The organism is Desulfobulbaceae bacterium DB1 (genome assembly GCA_001914235.1).
GTDB lineage: Bacteria > Desulfobacterota > Desulfobulbia > Desulfobulbales > SURF-16 > DB1.
Genome location: MQUF01000014.1, coordinates 297,428 through 310,196, shown reverse-complemented (window position 1 = coordinate 310,196; position 12,769 = coordinate 297,428). Strand labels below are relative to the sequence as shown.

General features: G+C 44.7%; 26 protein-coding genes. All 26 read right to left on the bottom strand.

Annotation, left to right across the window (positions count from 1 at the left end):
- Positions 1-22: 22 nt before the first annotated feature.
- On the bottom strand, positions 23-652 hold the full coding sequence (locus tag BM485_13155; protein OKY74770.1) for a 30S ribosomal protein S4: 630 nt from the start codon (positions 650-652) through the stop codon (positions 23-25).
- A gap of 61 nt (positions 653-713) precedes the next feature.
- Positions 714-1,103: a 30S ribosomal protein S11 gene (locus BM485_13150; protein OKY74769.1), complete on the bottom strand. Its 390-nt coding sequence runs from the start codon at positions 1,101-1,103 to the stop codon at positions 714-716.
- Positions 1,104-1,146: 43 nt separating this feature from the next.
- Entirely contained in the window at positions 1,147-1,515 is a 369-nt protein-coding gene (locus BM485_13145) for a 30S ribosomal protein S13 (GenBank protein ID OKY74768.1), read from the bottom strand.
- Between the two features lie 26 nt (positions 1,516-1,541).
- A complete protein-coding gene (locus BM485_13140) occupies positions 1,542-1,655 on the bottom strand; it encodes a 50S ribosomal protein L36 (GenBank protein ID OKY74767.1) in 114 nt (37 codons plus the stop codon).
- Positions 1,656-1,670: 15 nt separating this feature from the next.
- Entirely contained in the window at positions 1,671-1,904 is a 234-nt protein-coding gene (locus BM485_13135; GenBank protein ID OKY74766.1) for a translation initiation factor IF-1, read from the bottom strand.
- A 142-nt stretch (positions 1,905-2,046) separates the two neighbouring features.
- Positions 2,047-2,814, bottom strand: a complete 768-nt coding sequence (locus BM485_13130; GenBank protein OKY74765.1) for a type I methionyl aminopeptidase — start codon at positions 2,812-2,814, stop codon at positions 2,047-2,049.
- Between the two features lie 10 nt (positions 2,815-2,824).
- The gene (locus BM485_13125) at positions 2,825-4,135 is read right to left on the bottom strand and encodes a preprotein translocase subunit SecY (GenBank protein OKY74764.1); all 1,311 of its coding nucleotides are present in this window, start codon (positions 4,133-4,135) and stop codon (positions 2,825-2,827) included.
- 10 nt (positions 4,136-4,145) lie between these two features.
- A complete protein-coding gene (locus BM485_13120) occupies positions 4,146-4,586 on the bottom strand; it encodes a 50S ribosomal protein L15 (protein OKY74763.1) in 441 nt (146 codons plus the stop codon).
- The gene (locus BM485_13115) at positions 4,587-4,769 is read right to left on the bottom strand and encodes a 50S ribosomal protein L30 (protein OKY74808.1); all 183 of its coding nucleotides are present in this window, start codon (positions 4,767-4,769) and stop codon (positions 4,587-4,589) included.
- Between the two features lie 109 nt (positions 4,770-4,878).
- On the bottom strand, positions 4,879-5,385 hold the full coding sequence (locus BM485_13110) for a 30S ribosomal protein S5 (protein OKY74762.1): 507 nt from the start codon (positions 5,383-5,385) through the stop codon (positions 4,879-4,881).
- Between the two features lie 50 nt (positions 5,386-5,435).
- On the bottom strand, positions 5,436-5,804 hold the full coding sequence (locus tag BM485_13105; protein OKY74761.1) for a 50S ribosomal protein L18: 369 nt from the start codon (positions 5,802-5,804) through the stop codon (positions 5,436-5,438).
- A 32-nt stretch (positions 5,805-5,836) separates the two neighbouring features.
- The gene (locus BM485_13100) at positions 5,837-6,376 is read right to left on the bottom strand and encodes a 50S ribosomal protein L6 (protein OKY74760.1); all 540 of its coding nucleotides are present in this window, start codon (positions 6,374-6,376) and stop codon (positions 5,837-5,839) included.
- Positions 6,377-6,468: 92 nt separating this feature from the next.
- Positions 6,469-6,867, bottom strand: coding sequence for a 30S ribosomal protein S8 (locus tag BM485_13095; protein OKY74759.1), 399 nt, complete (start codon positions 6,865-6,867; stop codon positions 6,469-6,471).
- 47 nt (positions 6,868-6,914) lie between these two features.
- Positions 6,915-7,100, bottom strand: coding sequence for a 30S ribosomal protein S14 (locus tag BM485_13090; GenBank protein ID OKY74758.1), 186 nt, complete (start codon positions 7,098-7,100; stop codon positions 6,915-6,917).
- 20 nt (positions 7,101-7,120) lie between these two features.
- A complete protein-coding gene (locus BM485_13085) occupies positions 7,121-7,660 on the bottom strand; it encodes a 50S ribosomal protein L5 (protein OKY74757.1) in 540 nt (179 codons plus the stop codon).
- Between the two features lie 26 nt (positions 7,661-7,686).
- A complete protein-coding gene (locus tag BM485_13080; GenBank protein OKY74756.1) occupies positions 7,687-8,022 on the bottom strand; it encodes a 50S ribosomal protein L24 in 336 nt (111 codons plus the stop codon).
- 70 nt (positions 8,023-8,092) lie between these two features.
- Complete coding sequence (locus BM485_13075; protein OKY74807.1) at positions 8,093-8,461, bottom strand: 50S ribosomal protein L14; 369 nt, start codon at positions 8,459-8,461, stop codon at positions 8,093-8,095.
- Positions 8,462-8,539: 78 nt separating this feature from the next.
- The gene (locus tag BM485_13070) at positions 8,540-8,806 is read right to left on the bottom strand and encodes a 30S ribosomal protein S17 (protein OKY74755.1); all 267 of its coding nucleotides are present in this window, start codon (positions 8,804-8,806) and stop codon (positions 8,540-8,542) included.
- 54 nt (positions 8,807-8,860) lie between these two features.
- The gene (locus BM485_13065) at positions 8,861-9,055 is read right to left on the bottom strand and encodes a 50S ribosomal protein L29 (protein OKY74754.1); all 195 of its coding nucleotides are present in this window, start codon (positions 9,053-9,055) and stop codon (positions 8,861-8,863) included.
- Positions 9,052-9,468: a 50S ribosomal protein L16 gene (locus BM485_13060; protein OKY74753.1), complete on the bottom strand. Its 417-nt coding sequence runs from the start codon at positions 9,466-9,468 to the stop codon at positions 9,052-9,054. Before BM485_13060 ends, BM485_13065 begins: the two co-directional genes overlap by 4 nt.
- A 127-nt stretch (positions 9,469-9,595) precedes the next feature.
- Complete coding sequence (locus BM485_13055; protein OKY74752.1) at positions 9,596-10,243, bottom strand: 30S ribosomal protein S3; 648 nt, start codon at positions 10,241-10,243, stop codon at positions 9,596-9,598.
- A gap of 76 nt (positions 10,244-10,319) precedes the next feature.
- Positions 10,320-10,652, bottom strand: coding sequence for a 50S ribosomal protein L22 (locus BM485_13050; GenBank protein ID OKY74751.1), 333 nt, complete (start codon positions 10,650-10,652; stop codon positions 10,320-10,322).
- Positions 10,653-10,685: 33 nt separating this feature from the next.
- Positions 10,686-10,961, bottom strand: coding sequence for a 30S ribosomal protein S19 (locus tag BM485_13045; protein ID OKY74750.1), 276 nt, complete (start codon positions 10,959-10,961; stop codon positions 10,686-10,688).
- A 15-nt stretch (positions 10,962-10,976) separates the two neighbouring features.
- Positions 10,977-11,801 carry a 50S ribosomal protein L2 gene (locus tag BM485_13040; GenBank protein ID OKY74749.1) on the bottom strand — a complete coding sequence of 275 codons (825 nt, stop codon included), beginning with the start codon at positions 11,799-11,801 and terminating at the stop codon, positions 10,977-10,979.
- Between the two features lie 44 nt (positions 11,802-11,845).
- Positions 11,846-12,133 (bottom strand): 50S ribosomal protein L23, encoded by a 288-nt coding sequence (locus BM485_13035; protein OKY74806.1) that lies wholly within the window; start codon positions 12,131-12,133, stop codon positions 11,846-11,848.
- Positions 12,133-12,756, bottom strand: coding sequence for a 50S ribosomal protein L4 (locus tag BM485_13030; protein OKY74748.1), 624 nt, complete (start codon positions 12,754-12,756; stop codon positions 12,133-12,135). Before BM485_13030 ends, BM485_13035 begins: the two co-directional genes overlap by 1 nt.
- Positions 12,757-12,769: the final 13 nt, after the last annotated feature.

Here is a 12,769-nt window from a genome sequence, read left to right as displayed (position 1 = left end):
GGAATCAATTTCCATCCAGAGACTACTTGGAATAAAGTTCTACTATTAATTGCTCCTGAATCGGCATCGTAACTTCCTGACGATCCGGGAGTGCCTTGACTTTTCCACTATAGTTTTTCTGGTCCAATTCAAGCCAGGAAGGAATTCCTCGGCGCGCAACAGATTCTAAGCTGTCATTAATTGTTTCTACTTTTTTGCTTTTTTCACGAATGGAAATAACATCATTAATAGAAACTAAAAATGATGGAATATTTACTTTTTTCCCATTAACAAGAATATGGTTATGCTTTACCATCTGCCGGGCCTGGGTGCGTGAAGATGCATACCCCAGACGAAATATTGTATTATCCAACCGTCTTTCAAGGAGCATAAGGAGGTTTTCACCGGTTACTCCTTTGGCAGCTTCGGCTAATTCAAAATATCTTCTGAATTGACCTTCAAGCATTCCATAAATACGACGAACCTTCTGTTTTTCCCGAAGCTGTATGGAATAATCGGAAACTTTCCGCAAACGGGATTGCCCGTGCTGTCCCGGGGGAAAGGACCTTTTCTCGAATGAACACTTATCCGAATAGCACCTGTCACCCTTCAGGAACAGTTTCAATTTTTCTCTCCGGCATTGCCGGCACACAGCGCCTCTATATCTAGCCAATTTATACCTCCGTTATTTCACGTTCAATAACGTCACGGTCGCAAATTTATAAAAATTAAACCTAAACTCTTCGTCGCTTAGGAGGCTTGCATCCATTGTGGGGAACAGGAGTCACATCACATATGCGGCTCACTTCAAAACCGACAACTTGCAATGCCCGTATTGCAGACTCACGACCAGGACCAGGACCTTTCACTTTTATTTCCACCTTGCGCATACCCTGGTCCATGGCAACTTTCGCTGCGGCTTCCACGGCATTCTGTGCTGCAAAAGGGGTACTCTTTCGTGATCCCTTGAAACCAAGAACACCTGAACTCGACCATGCAATAACGTTACCCTGCTTATCGGTAATTGATATCAAGGTATTGTTAAAAGTCGACTTGATATGAACGACACCCTCAGGCACGTTTTTCTTTTCTTTGCGTTTTACTTTCTTTTTCGGACTGGCCATTGAATTCTCCTGTTCAGGTCCGTTGATATTTTATGCAAACACACTATTTTTTACGAGCGCCGGCAGCACGACGTGGACCTTTTCTGGTTCGCGCATTGGTTTTAGTTCGCTGTCCCCTGCAGGGAAGTCCCCTTCTGTGCCGCAAGCCACGGTAACATCCGAGATCCATCAGACGCTTGATGTCAAGTGCCACTTCACGTCTTTTGTCACCCTCAACGGAATAAGCGCTATCAAGAATCTTCCTGATTTTGACGGCATCATCATCAGTAATATCATCACTGTTGAAGGTATAGCTGATACCAGCCTCGTCGAGTATTTTCCTGGAAGTTGTTTTCCCTATTCCATAAATGTAGGTAAGGGCAATTTCCATATGTTTATTTCTGGGCAAATCAACACCTGCTATGCGAGCCAAGGTCTACCTCCTCATAATCCTTTCAATTATCCTTGCCGTTGCTTATGCTTCTTCACCTTACAAGAAACCCGCACAACACCTTTGCGCTTGAACACCTTACAGTCACTACATATTTTTTTAACTGATGCACGTACTTTCATTTCATTTTCCTGCATTTATTTCTTTTTTTGGTTTTTTGCCCTGAACGTCACTCTCCCCCTGGTCAAATCATATGGCGAGAGCTCAACCGTTACACGGTCACCAGGTAAAATCTTGATAAAATGCATTCTCATCTTACCTGAAATGTGCGCTAGGATCTTATGGCCGTTATCGAGCTCAACCCTGAACATGGCATTAGGCAACGGCTCGACGATGGTACCTTCAACTGTAATGGCCTCTTCCTTAGCCATAAATTATTTTTTCCCTCTAAACCTTTACTTGCTTCTTTTGCGAAATTACAAAAAAACCGGCCCAAGCAAGAGTGCTGAGCCGCAAAAATGAATTAAATATTATAACACACCAATCCACATCTTGCCACTAAATTATTTTGCCTCAAACATCTTTTGCCCTGCTGAGAACAATGGGCCCGTTGTCTGTGACTGCAACCGAGTGTTCAAAATGGGCGGAAAGACTCTTGTCGCGCGTAACAACCGTCCACCCATCACGGAGTATCTTTACTTCACAATTACCGACATTGACCATTGGTTCGATGGCAAGCACCATACCGGCCAAGAGTTTCGGGCTTCGTCCTGATCTATAATAATTGGGTATTTCAGGCGGTTCATGCAGTGCTTGCCCTATCCCGTGTCCGACAAACTGACGCACGACGGAATAACCCCGACTCTCGACAAATTCCTGAACGGCACGCGATATATCGGATATCCTGTTGCCGACTTTTACCTGTTCTATCGCCCTGGCCAGCGACTCCCGCGTCACATCAAGCAGGTGCGATGCCTCGGTGGAAACATTCCCGACAGGCAATGTAACAGCGGCATCACCATAAAACCCCTTGTACTTCACCCCGAAGTCGATACTAAGAATATCGCCGTCCCGCAAAACAACTTTTTTGGACGGAATTCCATGCACGACCTGTTCATTCAAGGAAACACACAGACTGCCGGGGAACCCCCGATACCCTTTAAATGCGGGTATCGCCTCATGCTTGCGTGAAAAACTTTCAGCAAGCTCATCCAGATGCTGTGTGGTCACACCAGGCGCGACATGTTCATGCAGCATTGTCAATGTCTTCGCGACTATCTGGTTGGCCTCCTCCATAATTTTCAATTCCGAAGGAGTTTTCAAAACAATTGGCGAAGACATGATGCAGGCCTTATCTCCTGCCCTTAATCCGCCCGGTTTTCAAAAATCCATCGTAATTGCGCGAAATTGAATGCGATTCGATCTGGGAAAGAGTATCGATTCCAACTCCGACCACAATCAACAAAGCAGTGCCGCCAAAATAAAACGGCACATTCAATTTATCAACGAGAATGGTGGGCAGAACGCAAACAGAACTGACGTAAATCGCCCCGATTACGGTCAAACGGGTTATGACCTTATCGATAAATTCGGCCGTCTTTTTACCCGGTCGCACGCCCGGCACAAAGCCACCGTTTTTTTTCAAATTTTCAGAAACATCAACCGGATTAAAAGTCACCGCGGTATAAAAAAAACAAAAAAAGATCATTAAGGCGACATAAAGCAAGGTGTGCAGGAGACTTCCCCACGCAAGTTTCGATGTAATCTGCTGAACCCAGTCAATGGTAATAAAGCCGCCGATCGTAGCGGGAAACATCATTATCGATGATGCGAAAATCGGTGGAATAACCCCGGGTATATTAATTTTAAGGGGAAGATGTGATCTTTGCCCGCCGTATAACTGGCGACCGATCATACGTTTCGCATATTGAATTGGTATTCGCCGTTGCGCTGTCTCGACAAAAATGATGATAAAAATAACCGCAGCCATCATGGCCAGCAGGATAGGCAAAAAAATCAAAGTCATTTCACCGGAGCTGACCAATTTGAAGGTATTGACGATCGCGGCGGGCATTCTTGCAACAATACCGGCGAAAATTATCAATGAGATGCCGTTGCCGATGCCTCGTTCCGTCATCTGTTCGCCCAACCACATGATAAATGCGGTGCCTGATGTCAGGGTCAGCATTGTCATCAGTCGAAATTCCCAACCGGGTTCAATAACGATCATGGCGCTGCCGGTCGGGGCGGCCATTCCCTCCAGACCAACACTGATCATCATTCCCTGAATCAAACTCAACGCAACCGTGGCATAACGGGTGTACTGAGTAATTTTTCGCCGACCGGCCTCTCCTTCTTTGGAAAGTGCCTGCAGCTGGGGGACGACTACCGTGAGAAGCTGAAATATAATGGACGCACTGATATAAGGCATGATTCCCAAGGCAAAAATGGAAAAATTCTCCAAAGCGCCACCGGAAAACATATTGAACATGCCGAACAATGTACCTGCATTTTTTTCAAAAAAAGCAGCGAGCGCTTCACCATTAATCCCAGGTGTCGGGATCTGCACACCGGCACGATAAACGGCAAGCATCAGAAGTGTAAACGTGATACGCCTTCTCAGTTCAGGAATATTTGCTGCGCTTTGCAATGCACCTGCCATTTAATTTGCCCTATACCTCAATTGTTCCACCAGCTTGCTCTATCTTGGCGCGGGCGGATTGGCTGACACTGTCGACAGCAATGATAAATTTCTTGCTGACCTCTCCATCGCCAAGCAATTTGACGAAAAGATCTTTTGCCCGAACCAGGCCGGCAGAAACTAAAAGATCACGATCGACACGGCTACCCGCATCAAGTTTGTCGAGTTCGCGAACGTTAACCACTGCATATTCTTTTTTAAATATATTATTAAACCCACGTTTGGGAAGACGTCGCTGCAAGGGCATCTGGCCACCCTCGAAACCCATTTTCACGCCGCTGCCGGAACGGGCCTTAAAACCTTTATGGCCGCGTCCGGAAGTTTTTCCATGACCGGAACCATGACCTCGGCCCACTCGTTTACGAGGTTTACGTGATCCTTCCTGCGGAGATAAATTGCTCAATGACAACATTTATATTTCCTCCACCACAACAAGATGCTGAACCTTGCTGATCATTCCCCTGATCTCAGGAGTATCTTTGCGAACAATCGACTTATTCGTTTTGGTCAGACCCAGTCCGATGACGGTAGCTCGAACCTTTTCCGTGCTGCCGATCACGCTCTTCTTCAATGTTATTTTCAGCTCATTCGCCATGACCATACCTATTTTATATATTCAATCACACGTACAATGTGCGTTATAAAAGACTTCAGCAAGAGTCAGTCATTCCCTGCATGAGGTAACAACGATTCAAAAAATGAAATTAATCGATGAGTTGCTGAACGGAAACGCCGCGTTGCGCGGCAACTTTTTCAACGGTGCGCAACTTTCTCAGGCCATCCAGTGTTGCCTTGACAAGATTGTGAGGATTGTGAGATCCAAGACACTTGGTAAGAATATTCTGTACACCCGCTGCTTCAAGAACTGCTCGAACAGCGCCACCGGCGATAACACCGGTACCTTCGGAGGCCGGCTTCAACATAACCTTGCCGGCACCGAATTTACCGTTAATCTCGTGGGGAATACTGGTTTCGGTAATGGAAACCATCTTCATATCCTTTCGAGCCTTTTCAACTCCTTTGCGGATGGCTTCCGGAACCTGATTCGCTTTGCCAAGTCCGTAGCCGACATTCCCTTTACCATCACCAACAACAACGATAGCGCTAAAGCTGAAACGACGACCACCTTTAACAACTTTCGCAACCCTGTTGATGTATACAATCTTTTCTATAAGCTGATCATCAATCTTATCGGTTTTAAAATCGGACAACTTACACCCCCAACTATTTCAAATAGTATTTAAATCTTGAAAATAATAAGTTAAAATTCAACCCCACCCTCGCGAGCTCCATCAGACAGGGCCTTGACCCTCCCATGGTATATATATCCACCGCGATCGAAAACAACTTTACTGATGCCTTTTTCTTTCATCTTCCCTGCCAAAATCAGCCCAACCTGATGCGCTTTGACTATTTTACCCTTCCCTTCTTCAGGCGCGGCATATAATTTATCACAGGTAGACATTGAACAAAGTGTTTGTCCAGCCTGATCATCAATCACTTGGGCATATATATGCTTTGCGCTTTTAAAAACACGAAGGCGCGGCCTTTCGGCAGTCCCCATGATTTTTTTTCTGATCCGCTTTATACGCTTTGTCCGAGCAACTGCTTTCTGGTTTGTTCTTGCCATCTTCTTTTACCTTGGTCTAATCGTAAATTACTTTATTTCTTCGAGGCTGACTTGCCGGCTTTCCTGACAATATGCTCGTTTTCATAACGTATACCTTTGCCCTTATAGGGCTCGGGTTTCCGTATATCGCGAATCTTTGCGGCTGTTATGCCAAGCAATTCCTTGTCAATCGACTCCAGAGTGATGGAGGACTTGTCAACCTTCCCATCAACACCATCGGGAAGAGGAAAGGTGACGGGATTCGAATATCCGACACTCAAGGTCAAAACACTCTGCTGAATATCAGCTTTATATCCAACACCCTCAATAATAAGTTTTTTGGTAAACATCTTTTCCGTACCAAGAATCATATTATTGACAAGTGTTCTTGTCAGGCCGCTGAAAGCCCTGGTTCTCTTACTGTTGTCCAGGCATTTGACGCCAATAAAACCGCCATCCTGCACCAGATTAATTTCCGGACGTATATCCCTTTCCAATGTGCCTTTTGGACCGGTAACCTTGACGTGGGTACCATTTATATCCACTTTCACGCCGGTCGGCACAGGTATGGGCTGATTGCCAATCCTTGACATTGGTCATCTCCACTTATCTGCTGACTTCACATTCTTTTTATAAATAACGCCACGAATTCAAAACCGCGACGCACATCAATATGACTTGATTTTTACCAGACAGTAAAAAGAAGTTCACCACCGATGCCGGTTTCCCGGGCTTCTCTGTCGGTGAGTATTCCTCGGGATGTCGACAAAACAGCAATTCCAAGACCGCTCATTACTTTCGGTATTTTATCTGATTTGACATATACACGACAACCAGGCTTGCTGACACGTTTCAGGCCGGTAATAACACATGTATGATGCTGATCATATTTAAGGGAAATTTTCAAACGTCCCTGTTTGTTATCCGGCATAACCTGCAAATCTTGGATATATCCCTCTTTCTTGAGAATTTCAGCCACAGCTTTATTCAACTTCGAATGAGGCATTTCAAGACTTTCAAACTTAACCATTCTGGCATTTCTAATTCTGGTCAGCATATCTGCCAGAGTATCACTCATTGCCATGTATCTACTCCTTTTCAGTCAAACGAAAATGACAAACTACTCTGTCTTTACCAGCTCGATTTCGTCACGCCGGTTATCTCACCGCGAGATGCGAGTGATCTAAAGCATATACGACAAATGCCGAACTTTCTGATAAATGCCCGCGGTCTTCCACAGAGTGGACAGCGATTATACGCTCTCACCTGAAATTTAGGTTTCCGTTCACTCTTTGCTATTAATGATTTCTTAGCCAACCTCTTCCTCCTGGACAGTGCTATTTACGGAAAGGCATTCCCAATGCGGACAAGAGAAAACGACCTTCTTCATCCGTTTTTGCATTGGTGGTAATTGTTATATTAAAGCCTTTTATTTTATCAATTTTGTCATAATCAATTTCAGGGAAAATGATATGCTCTTTAATACCAAAGGAAAAATTTCCCCGGCCATCAAAACCGCTGTCCTTGATACCCCGGAAATCACGGACCCTCGGCAACGCAATATGAACAAGTTTGCTGTAAAAATCATACATCCTGTCCTTGCGCAAGGTCACCTTGCAGCCAATGGGCATCCCTTCGCGAAGTTTAAAGGTAGCGATGGATTTTTTTGCCTTGGTTACAACCGCTTTTTGACCGGATATCAAAGTGAGTTCATTGGCAGCACTTTCGACAATTTTCGGATTCTGCACGGCTTCACCCAGTCCCATATTGAGAACAATTTTCTCAATTCGCGGAACCTGCATCATATTTTTGTACCCAAACTCTTTAACGAGCATGGGGACACATTCTTTTTCATAATATTCTTTCAACGTTGCCATTATAGCCTCCAATAAACCAAAAGCAATTATGCATTTGATTCTATTGATTCACCACATTTCTTACAAAGACGAGCCTTGGTTCCGTCATCGAGAAGAGATGTTTTAACCCGTACGGTCTTTGCGCATTTAGAACAGATCAACATCAGGTTGGACACATGAATGGGAGCTTCCATTTCAATGATGCCGCCCTGCTGGCTTTTCATGTTTGGCTTCGTATGACGCTTCACCATGTTGATCTTTTCAACTTTTGCCTTATCAGAGTTGGGATATATCTTAATTATCTTGCCCACTCGCCCCTTATCTTTACCGGCAATTACCTCAACCTTATCATTGAGCTTAAGATAATTTTTACCTGCTGCCATTACACGCCCCTCATCTTAATTTTTACAATCTCAACAGACAGTCTGCAGATTTTTAAATTGACCCCAAAAATTACAGAACCTCCGGGGCAAGAGAAATTATTTTCATAAATCCTTTCATCCGAAGCTCACGAGCAACAGGGCCGAAGATCCTGGTTCCCATCGGCTCACCGGAATTCGTCAACAGTACAGCGGCATTTTCATCGAACTTCACGCGTGTATCTTCAGGACGTCTGATCTCCTTGCTTGTACGTACGATGACGGCGCGCATAACATCGCCTTTTTTCACCTTGGCATTGGGAATCGCCTCTTTCACTGATACTACGATGACATCACCAATGGTAGCATATCTTTTTCTTGTCCCGCCGAGAACTCTGATGCAGAGTACTTTTTTTGCACCTGAATTATCCGCAACATTGAGTACGGTTTCTGTCTGTATCATACCTTCACCAACTACCCACCCGAAAGTGAGTATCATTGAGTAATATTTTAATTACAGCGCTTTCGAGAGCGAAAGAAATTAAACAACAACCGCCTTTTCAACGATCTGTTTTACTCTCCAGCGTTTTCTCTTGCTTAACGGCCGGCACTCTTCTATGAGAACGCGATCACCGATTGCGCATTGACTTTCCGGGTCATCAGCCATGTATTTAACCTGACGACGGATAAACTTACCATAAAGTTTATGGCGCACCAAACTTTCGGTCCGAACCACAATACTCTTATCCATTTTGTCGCTGATCACAATGCCGACTCTTGTCTTTTTTGTACCTTTCTTTTCAACCATCTGTATTTCCTGTGATATATGATTCAGAGTGACCACGTATCATGTATTGAATAATTAACGAGAGATCGTCTTTTCGGTAATGACAGTCTTTACCCGTGAAATATCTTTCCGCAAATCTTTCAGCTTTGCCGTATTTTCCAATGGTCGGAAACCGTGTTGGAATTTCAGCTTGTTAAGCTCTTCCGACAAATCCTTTGCCTTTGTCCCGAGCTCTTCAACGCTTAATTGACGAATATCTTTGACTTTCATAAACTACTCCTTTTTGAGATGACTGTTGTTGCAAAAGGAAGTTTATTACCCGCCAAGGTTAAAGCCTTAACAGCCAAGCTTTCTTCAATTCCCGTTATTTCATAGAGTATACGGCCCGGTTTAATGGGAGCTACCCAAAATTCGGGACTGCCTTTCCCTTTACCCATCCTTGTTTCTGCCGGCTTCTTCGTGATCGGCTTATCAGGGAAAATACGGATCCACATCTGACCACCACGCTTAACAGTCCTGTTGATGGCAATACGAGCAGCCTCAATCTGTTGCGCCGTCATTTTGCCGCATTCGGTCGCTTTCAACGCATATTCACCAAAAACAATGGTGGAACCACGATGTGCGGCGCCTGTCATCCGGCCCTTCATCTGTTTTCTATGTTTAACTTTTTTTGGACTAAGCATCGTCACGTTACCTTAATCACTGTCAAGCGTCCTTCCGTTTTTGAGTGACACTTGATTTACATTAAATTTACAAGGCTGTTGTGTACGGAAAACAACCTTATCTTTATTCAACAACAGAGAGGAGCACTTATTCGGCTGACGGATCCATATCGGAGAGAACTTCTCCTTTAAAAATCCAGACTTTTACGCCGATAATGCCATATGTGGTTTTTGCCTCGGCAAAACCATAATCAATATCTGCCCGCAATGTATGAAGAGGAACGCGGCCTTCACGAGTCCATTCGCGTCGAGCCATTTCAGCTCCACCTAAACGACCTGAGCAGGATATCTTAATACCTTTTGCGCCGAACTTCAAGGCGATATTAACAGCCTTTTTCATGGCGCGCCGAAATGCGACACGTCTCTCCAGTTGCAGCGCCACGTTTTCAGCGACAAGCTGGGCATCGGCTTCAGGTCTTCTCACTTCCTGAATATCAACCACACATTGACGTTTGGTCAATTTATCGAGATCATTTTTGAGAGCTTCGATTTCAGCTCCCTTTTTGCCGATGACAATGCCGGGCCTGGCTGTGTGGAGTTTTAATTTCAGCTTTTCACCGGTGCGGGAGATATTAATTTTTGAAACACCCGCATGGTATAATCTCTGTTTCAGATACTTTCTGATCTTTTGATCTTCCAGTAAATATTTCGAATAATCGCGGTCTGCATACCAAGTTGATTCCCAAGTACGAATAATATTAAGACGCAAACCTATTGGATTAACTTTCTGGCCCAAAACCTTCCTCCATCACATTAGCAATTTGATTGATTCCATAAAACCGGCTCCAGCTGAAAGAGCACCTGCAAAAAAATTACATCTCGTCAAGAACCACGGTTATATGACTTGACCTTTTCAAAATACGGCTTGCTCTGCCCATGGCTCTGGGACGTATTCTTTTCAGCATGGGACCGCCATCAATAAAAATCTTCTTGACATACAAGGTATCAACATCAATTGCCTCGTTCTGGCTGGCATTGGCCAAGGCGGACTCTACGAGCTTACGGATAATGCGGGCACCTTTTTTCGGCGTAAACCGCAATGTATTAATTGCCGCATCAACATTCTGGCCACGAATCATATCCGCGACCAAACGGGCTTTTTGCGGCGAAATTCTAATATTTTTAATTACTGCACTTGCTTCCATCAGTCATTGTCTCCTTTTTAGGTGAAGGCACGCTTATTTTTTGCCTTTTCTATCACCTGCATGGCTGTAAAAAGTACGGGTCGGTGAAAACTCCCCCATCTTATGTCCAACCATGTTTTCCGTGACAAAAACAGGAACAAACTTCTTTCCATTATGAACGGCAAAAGTCAGCCCAACCATTTCTGGAAGAATATCTGAACGCCTGGACCAGGTTTTAATCACCTTGCGTGATCCCGATTCCTTTGCGTTTTCAACTTTTTTCATCAAATGGTCATCTACAAATGGACCTTTTTTAATTGATCGCGGCACGTTTCATCTCCCTCATTAAGACCGTTTCTTGACGATATCTTTATCAGATGGTTTTCTTTTTCTTGTCTTGTATCCCTTGGTAGGAATACCCCAAGGAGTACATGGATGACGACCACCTGAGCTTTTACCTTCACCACCGCCCATGGGATGGTCATGTGGGTTCATGGCAACACCACGCACTTTCGGTCTTTTGCCTTTCCAACGATTACGGCCGGCCTTCCCGACTTTCTCGCTTTCATGCTCGATATTGCCAATCTGACCTATGCAGGCCCGACACAACCGATGAAATTTACGAACTTCGCCGGATGGAAGCTTTACCAGTACGGATTCGCCTTCTTTGGCCATCAGTTGGGCCGCGGTTCCTGCGCTGCGAACCATCTGCGCTCCCTTGCCGATGCGCATCTCAACGTTGTGAATAATGCTGCCCAGAGGGATATTGGCCATAGGGAGACAGTTGCCGAGCTTGATATCTACCTTTTCACCTGCCTCAACAACATCGCCGACTTTGATTCCAAGAGGTGAAAGGATATATCTTTTTTCACCGTCTGCGTAAAAGAGAAGAGCAATATTGGCCGATCGGTTCGGATCATATTCAATTGCAGCGACTTTAGCCGGGATATTCACTTTGTCCCGCTTAAAATCGACGATCCTGTATTTTCTCTTATGGCCTCCACCTATATGCCTGGCTGTAACACGCCCATAATTATTACGGCCACCAGATTTCTGCAGCGGTTTTACCAGGCTTGCCTCTGGCCTGGATTTAGACAATTCCGGATTGATAATCGAAACATAGTTTCTTCTTCCCGGTGATGTCGGTTTATAGGTCTTCGTTGTTGCCATTTCTTACCCCGATAAATTATTTAAACGATTTGCAGTGTCTCAGATTACAGCTGTTCCAGAAAATCAATTTTGCTTCCCTCAGCAAGGGTCACAATTGCCTTTTTCCAGTCCGATCTTTGTCCGAAATGCAAGCCGATTCGTTTCTTTTTACCATGCATGTTTGCAGTACGAACATTAGAAACCTTCACATTGAAAAGCATTTCCACGGCTTTTTTGATTTCAATCTTATTCGCCTTAGGATTTACCTTCATGACAACCTGATTGTTTTCTTCCTGCAAAATCATGCCTTTTTCAGTGAGACATGGTTTTTTTACAACATCATAAATATTGATCATGAAAGTAACCTCTCTTCAAGCTGGCCAATACATGACTGCAGTAAAATAATATTTTTATGCAGCAAAACATCATACACATTGACGCCCGCCGTGGGCATAACTTTGTACCCCACAACATTACGTGAGGATTTCTCAAGCTTTTCGTCATGATCAGGGATTACTATCAGCGCATTATCGAGATTAAGAGTGGCCATGACGCCGGCAAACATCTTGCTTTTGAACTCTTCCATCTCAAATCCGTCGAGAACCACAAGGCGATTTTCAGAAAAACGACTGCTGAGTGCCATGCGCAACCCAAGTTTTCGTACCTTCTTCGGCAAACTGTAGCTGTAATCGCGGGGCTTGGGACCGAAAACCGTACCACCACCCCGCCAAACCGGAGATCGTTTGCTGCCTGACCTGGCGCGCCCTGTTCCCTTCTGTTTCCAAGGTTTCGCCTTGCTGCCCTGAACCTCGCCGCGGGTTTTCGTACACGCCGTACCCGCACGCCTTTTTGCCAGCTGCATCCTGACGATATCATGAAGAATATACGGCTTGACTTCAACTCCGAAAAGAGCATCGTTCAGCTCGACTTCTCCAACTTTTTCATTCTTTATGTTAAATATGCCTGTTACAGCCATTTTCCGGCACCTC

What these genes read in the sequence shown, in the direction of transcription:
- BM485_13105 (OKY74761.1), bottom strand. Translation starts at nt 5,804, where the DNA reads ATGGCAAGAACAAACCAGAAAGCAGTTGCTCGGACAAAGCGTATAAAG.
- BM485_13140 (OKY74767.1), bottom strand. Translation starts at nt 1,655, where the DNA reads ATGAAAGTACGTGCATCAGTTAAAAAAATATGTAGTGACTGTAAGGTG.
- BM485_13050 (OKY74751.1), bottom strand. Translation starts at nt 10,652, where the DNA reads ATGGAAGCAAGTGCAGTAATTAAAAATATTAGAATTTCGCCGCAAAAA.
- BM485_13125 (OKY74764.1), bottom strand. Translation starts at nt 4,135, where the DNA reads ATGGCAGGTGCATTGCAAAGCGCAGCAAATATTCCTGAACTGAGAAGG.
- BM485_13130 (OKY74765.1), bottom strand. Translation starts at nt 2,814, where the DNA reads ATGTCTTCGCCAATTGTTTTGAAAACTCCTTCGGAATTGAAAATTATG.
- BM485_13075 (OKY74807.1), bottom strand. Translation starts at nt 8,461, where the DNA reads ATGATACAGACAGAAACCGTACTCAATGTTGCGGATAATTCAGGTGCA.
- BM485_13065 (OKY74754.1), bottom strand. Translation starts at nt 9,055, where the DNA reads ATGAAAGTCAAAGATATTCGTCAATTAAGCGTTGAAGAGCTCGGGACA.
- BM485_13120 (OKY74763.1), bottom strand. Translation starts at nt 4,586, where the DNA reads ATGTTGTCATTGAGCAATTTATCTCCGCAGGAAGGATCACGTAAACCT.
- BM485_13135 (OKY74766.1), bottom strand. Translation starts at nt 1,904, where the DNA reads ATGGCTAAGGAAGAGGCCATTACAGTTGAAGGTACCATCGTCGAGCCG.
- BM485_13030 (OKY74748.1), bottom strand. Translation starts at nt 12,756, where the DNA reads ATGGCTGTAACAGGCATATTTAACATAAAGAATGAAAAAGTTGGAGAA.
- BM485_13115 (OKY74808.1), bottom strand. Translation starts at nt 4,769, where the DNA reads ATGGCGAATGAGCTGAAAATAACATTGAAGAAGAGCGTGATCGGCAGC.
- BM485_13040 (OKY74749.1), bottom strand. Translation starts at nt 11,801, where the DNA reads ATGGCAACAACGAAGACCTATAAACCGACATCACCGGGAAGAAGAAAC.
- BM485_13060 (OKY74753.1), bottom strand. Translation starts at nt 9,468, where the DNA reads ATGCTTAGTCCAAAAAAAGTTAAACATAGAAAACAGATGAAGGGCCGG.
- BM485_13080 (OKY74756.1), bottom strand. Translation starts at nt 8,022, where the DNA reads ATGGCAGCAGGTAAAAATTATCTTAAGCTCAATGATAAGGTTGAGGTA.
- BM485_13100 (OKY74760.1), bottom strand. Translation starts at nt 6,376, where the DNA reads ATGTCAAGGATTGGCAATCAGCCCATACCTGTGCCGACCGGCGTGAAA.
- BM485_13070 (OKY74755.1), bottom strand. Translation starts at nt 8,806, where the DNA reads ATGGTTGAAAAGAAAGGTACAAAAAAGACAAGAGTCGGCATTGTGATC.
- BM485_13085 (OKY74757.1), bottom strand. Translation starts at nt 7,660, where the DNA reads ATGGCAACGTTGAAAGAATATTATGAAAAAGAATGTGTCCCCATGCTC.
- BM485_13095 (OKY74759.1), bottom strand. Translation starts at nt 6,867, where the DNA reads ATGGCAATGAGTGATACTCTGGCAGATATGCTGACCAGAATTAGAAAT.
- BM485_13150 (OKY74769.1), bottom strand. Translation starts at nt 1,103, where the DNA reads ATGGCCAGTCCGAAAAAGAAAGTAAAACGCAAAGAAAAGAAAAACGTG.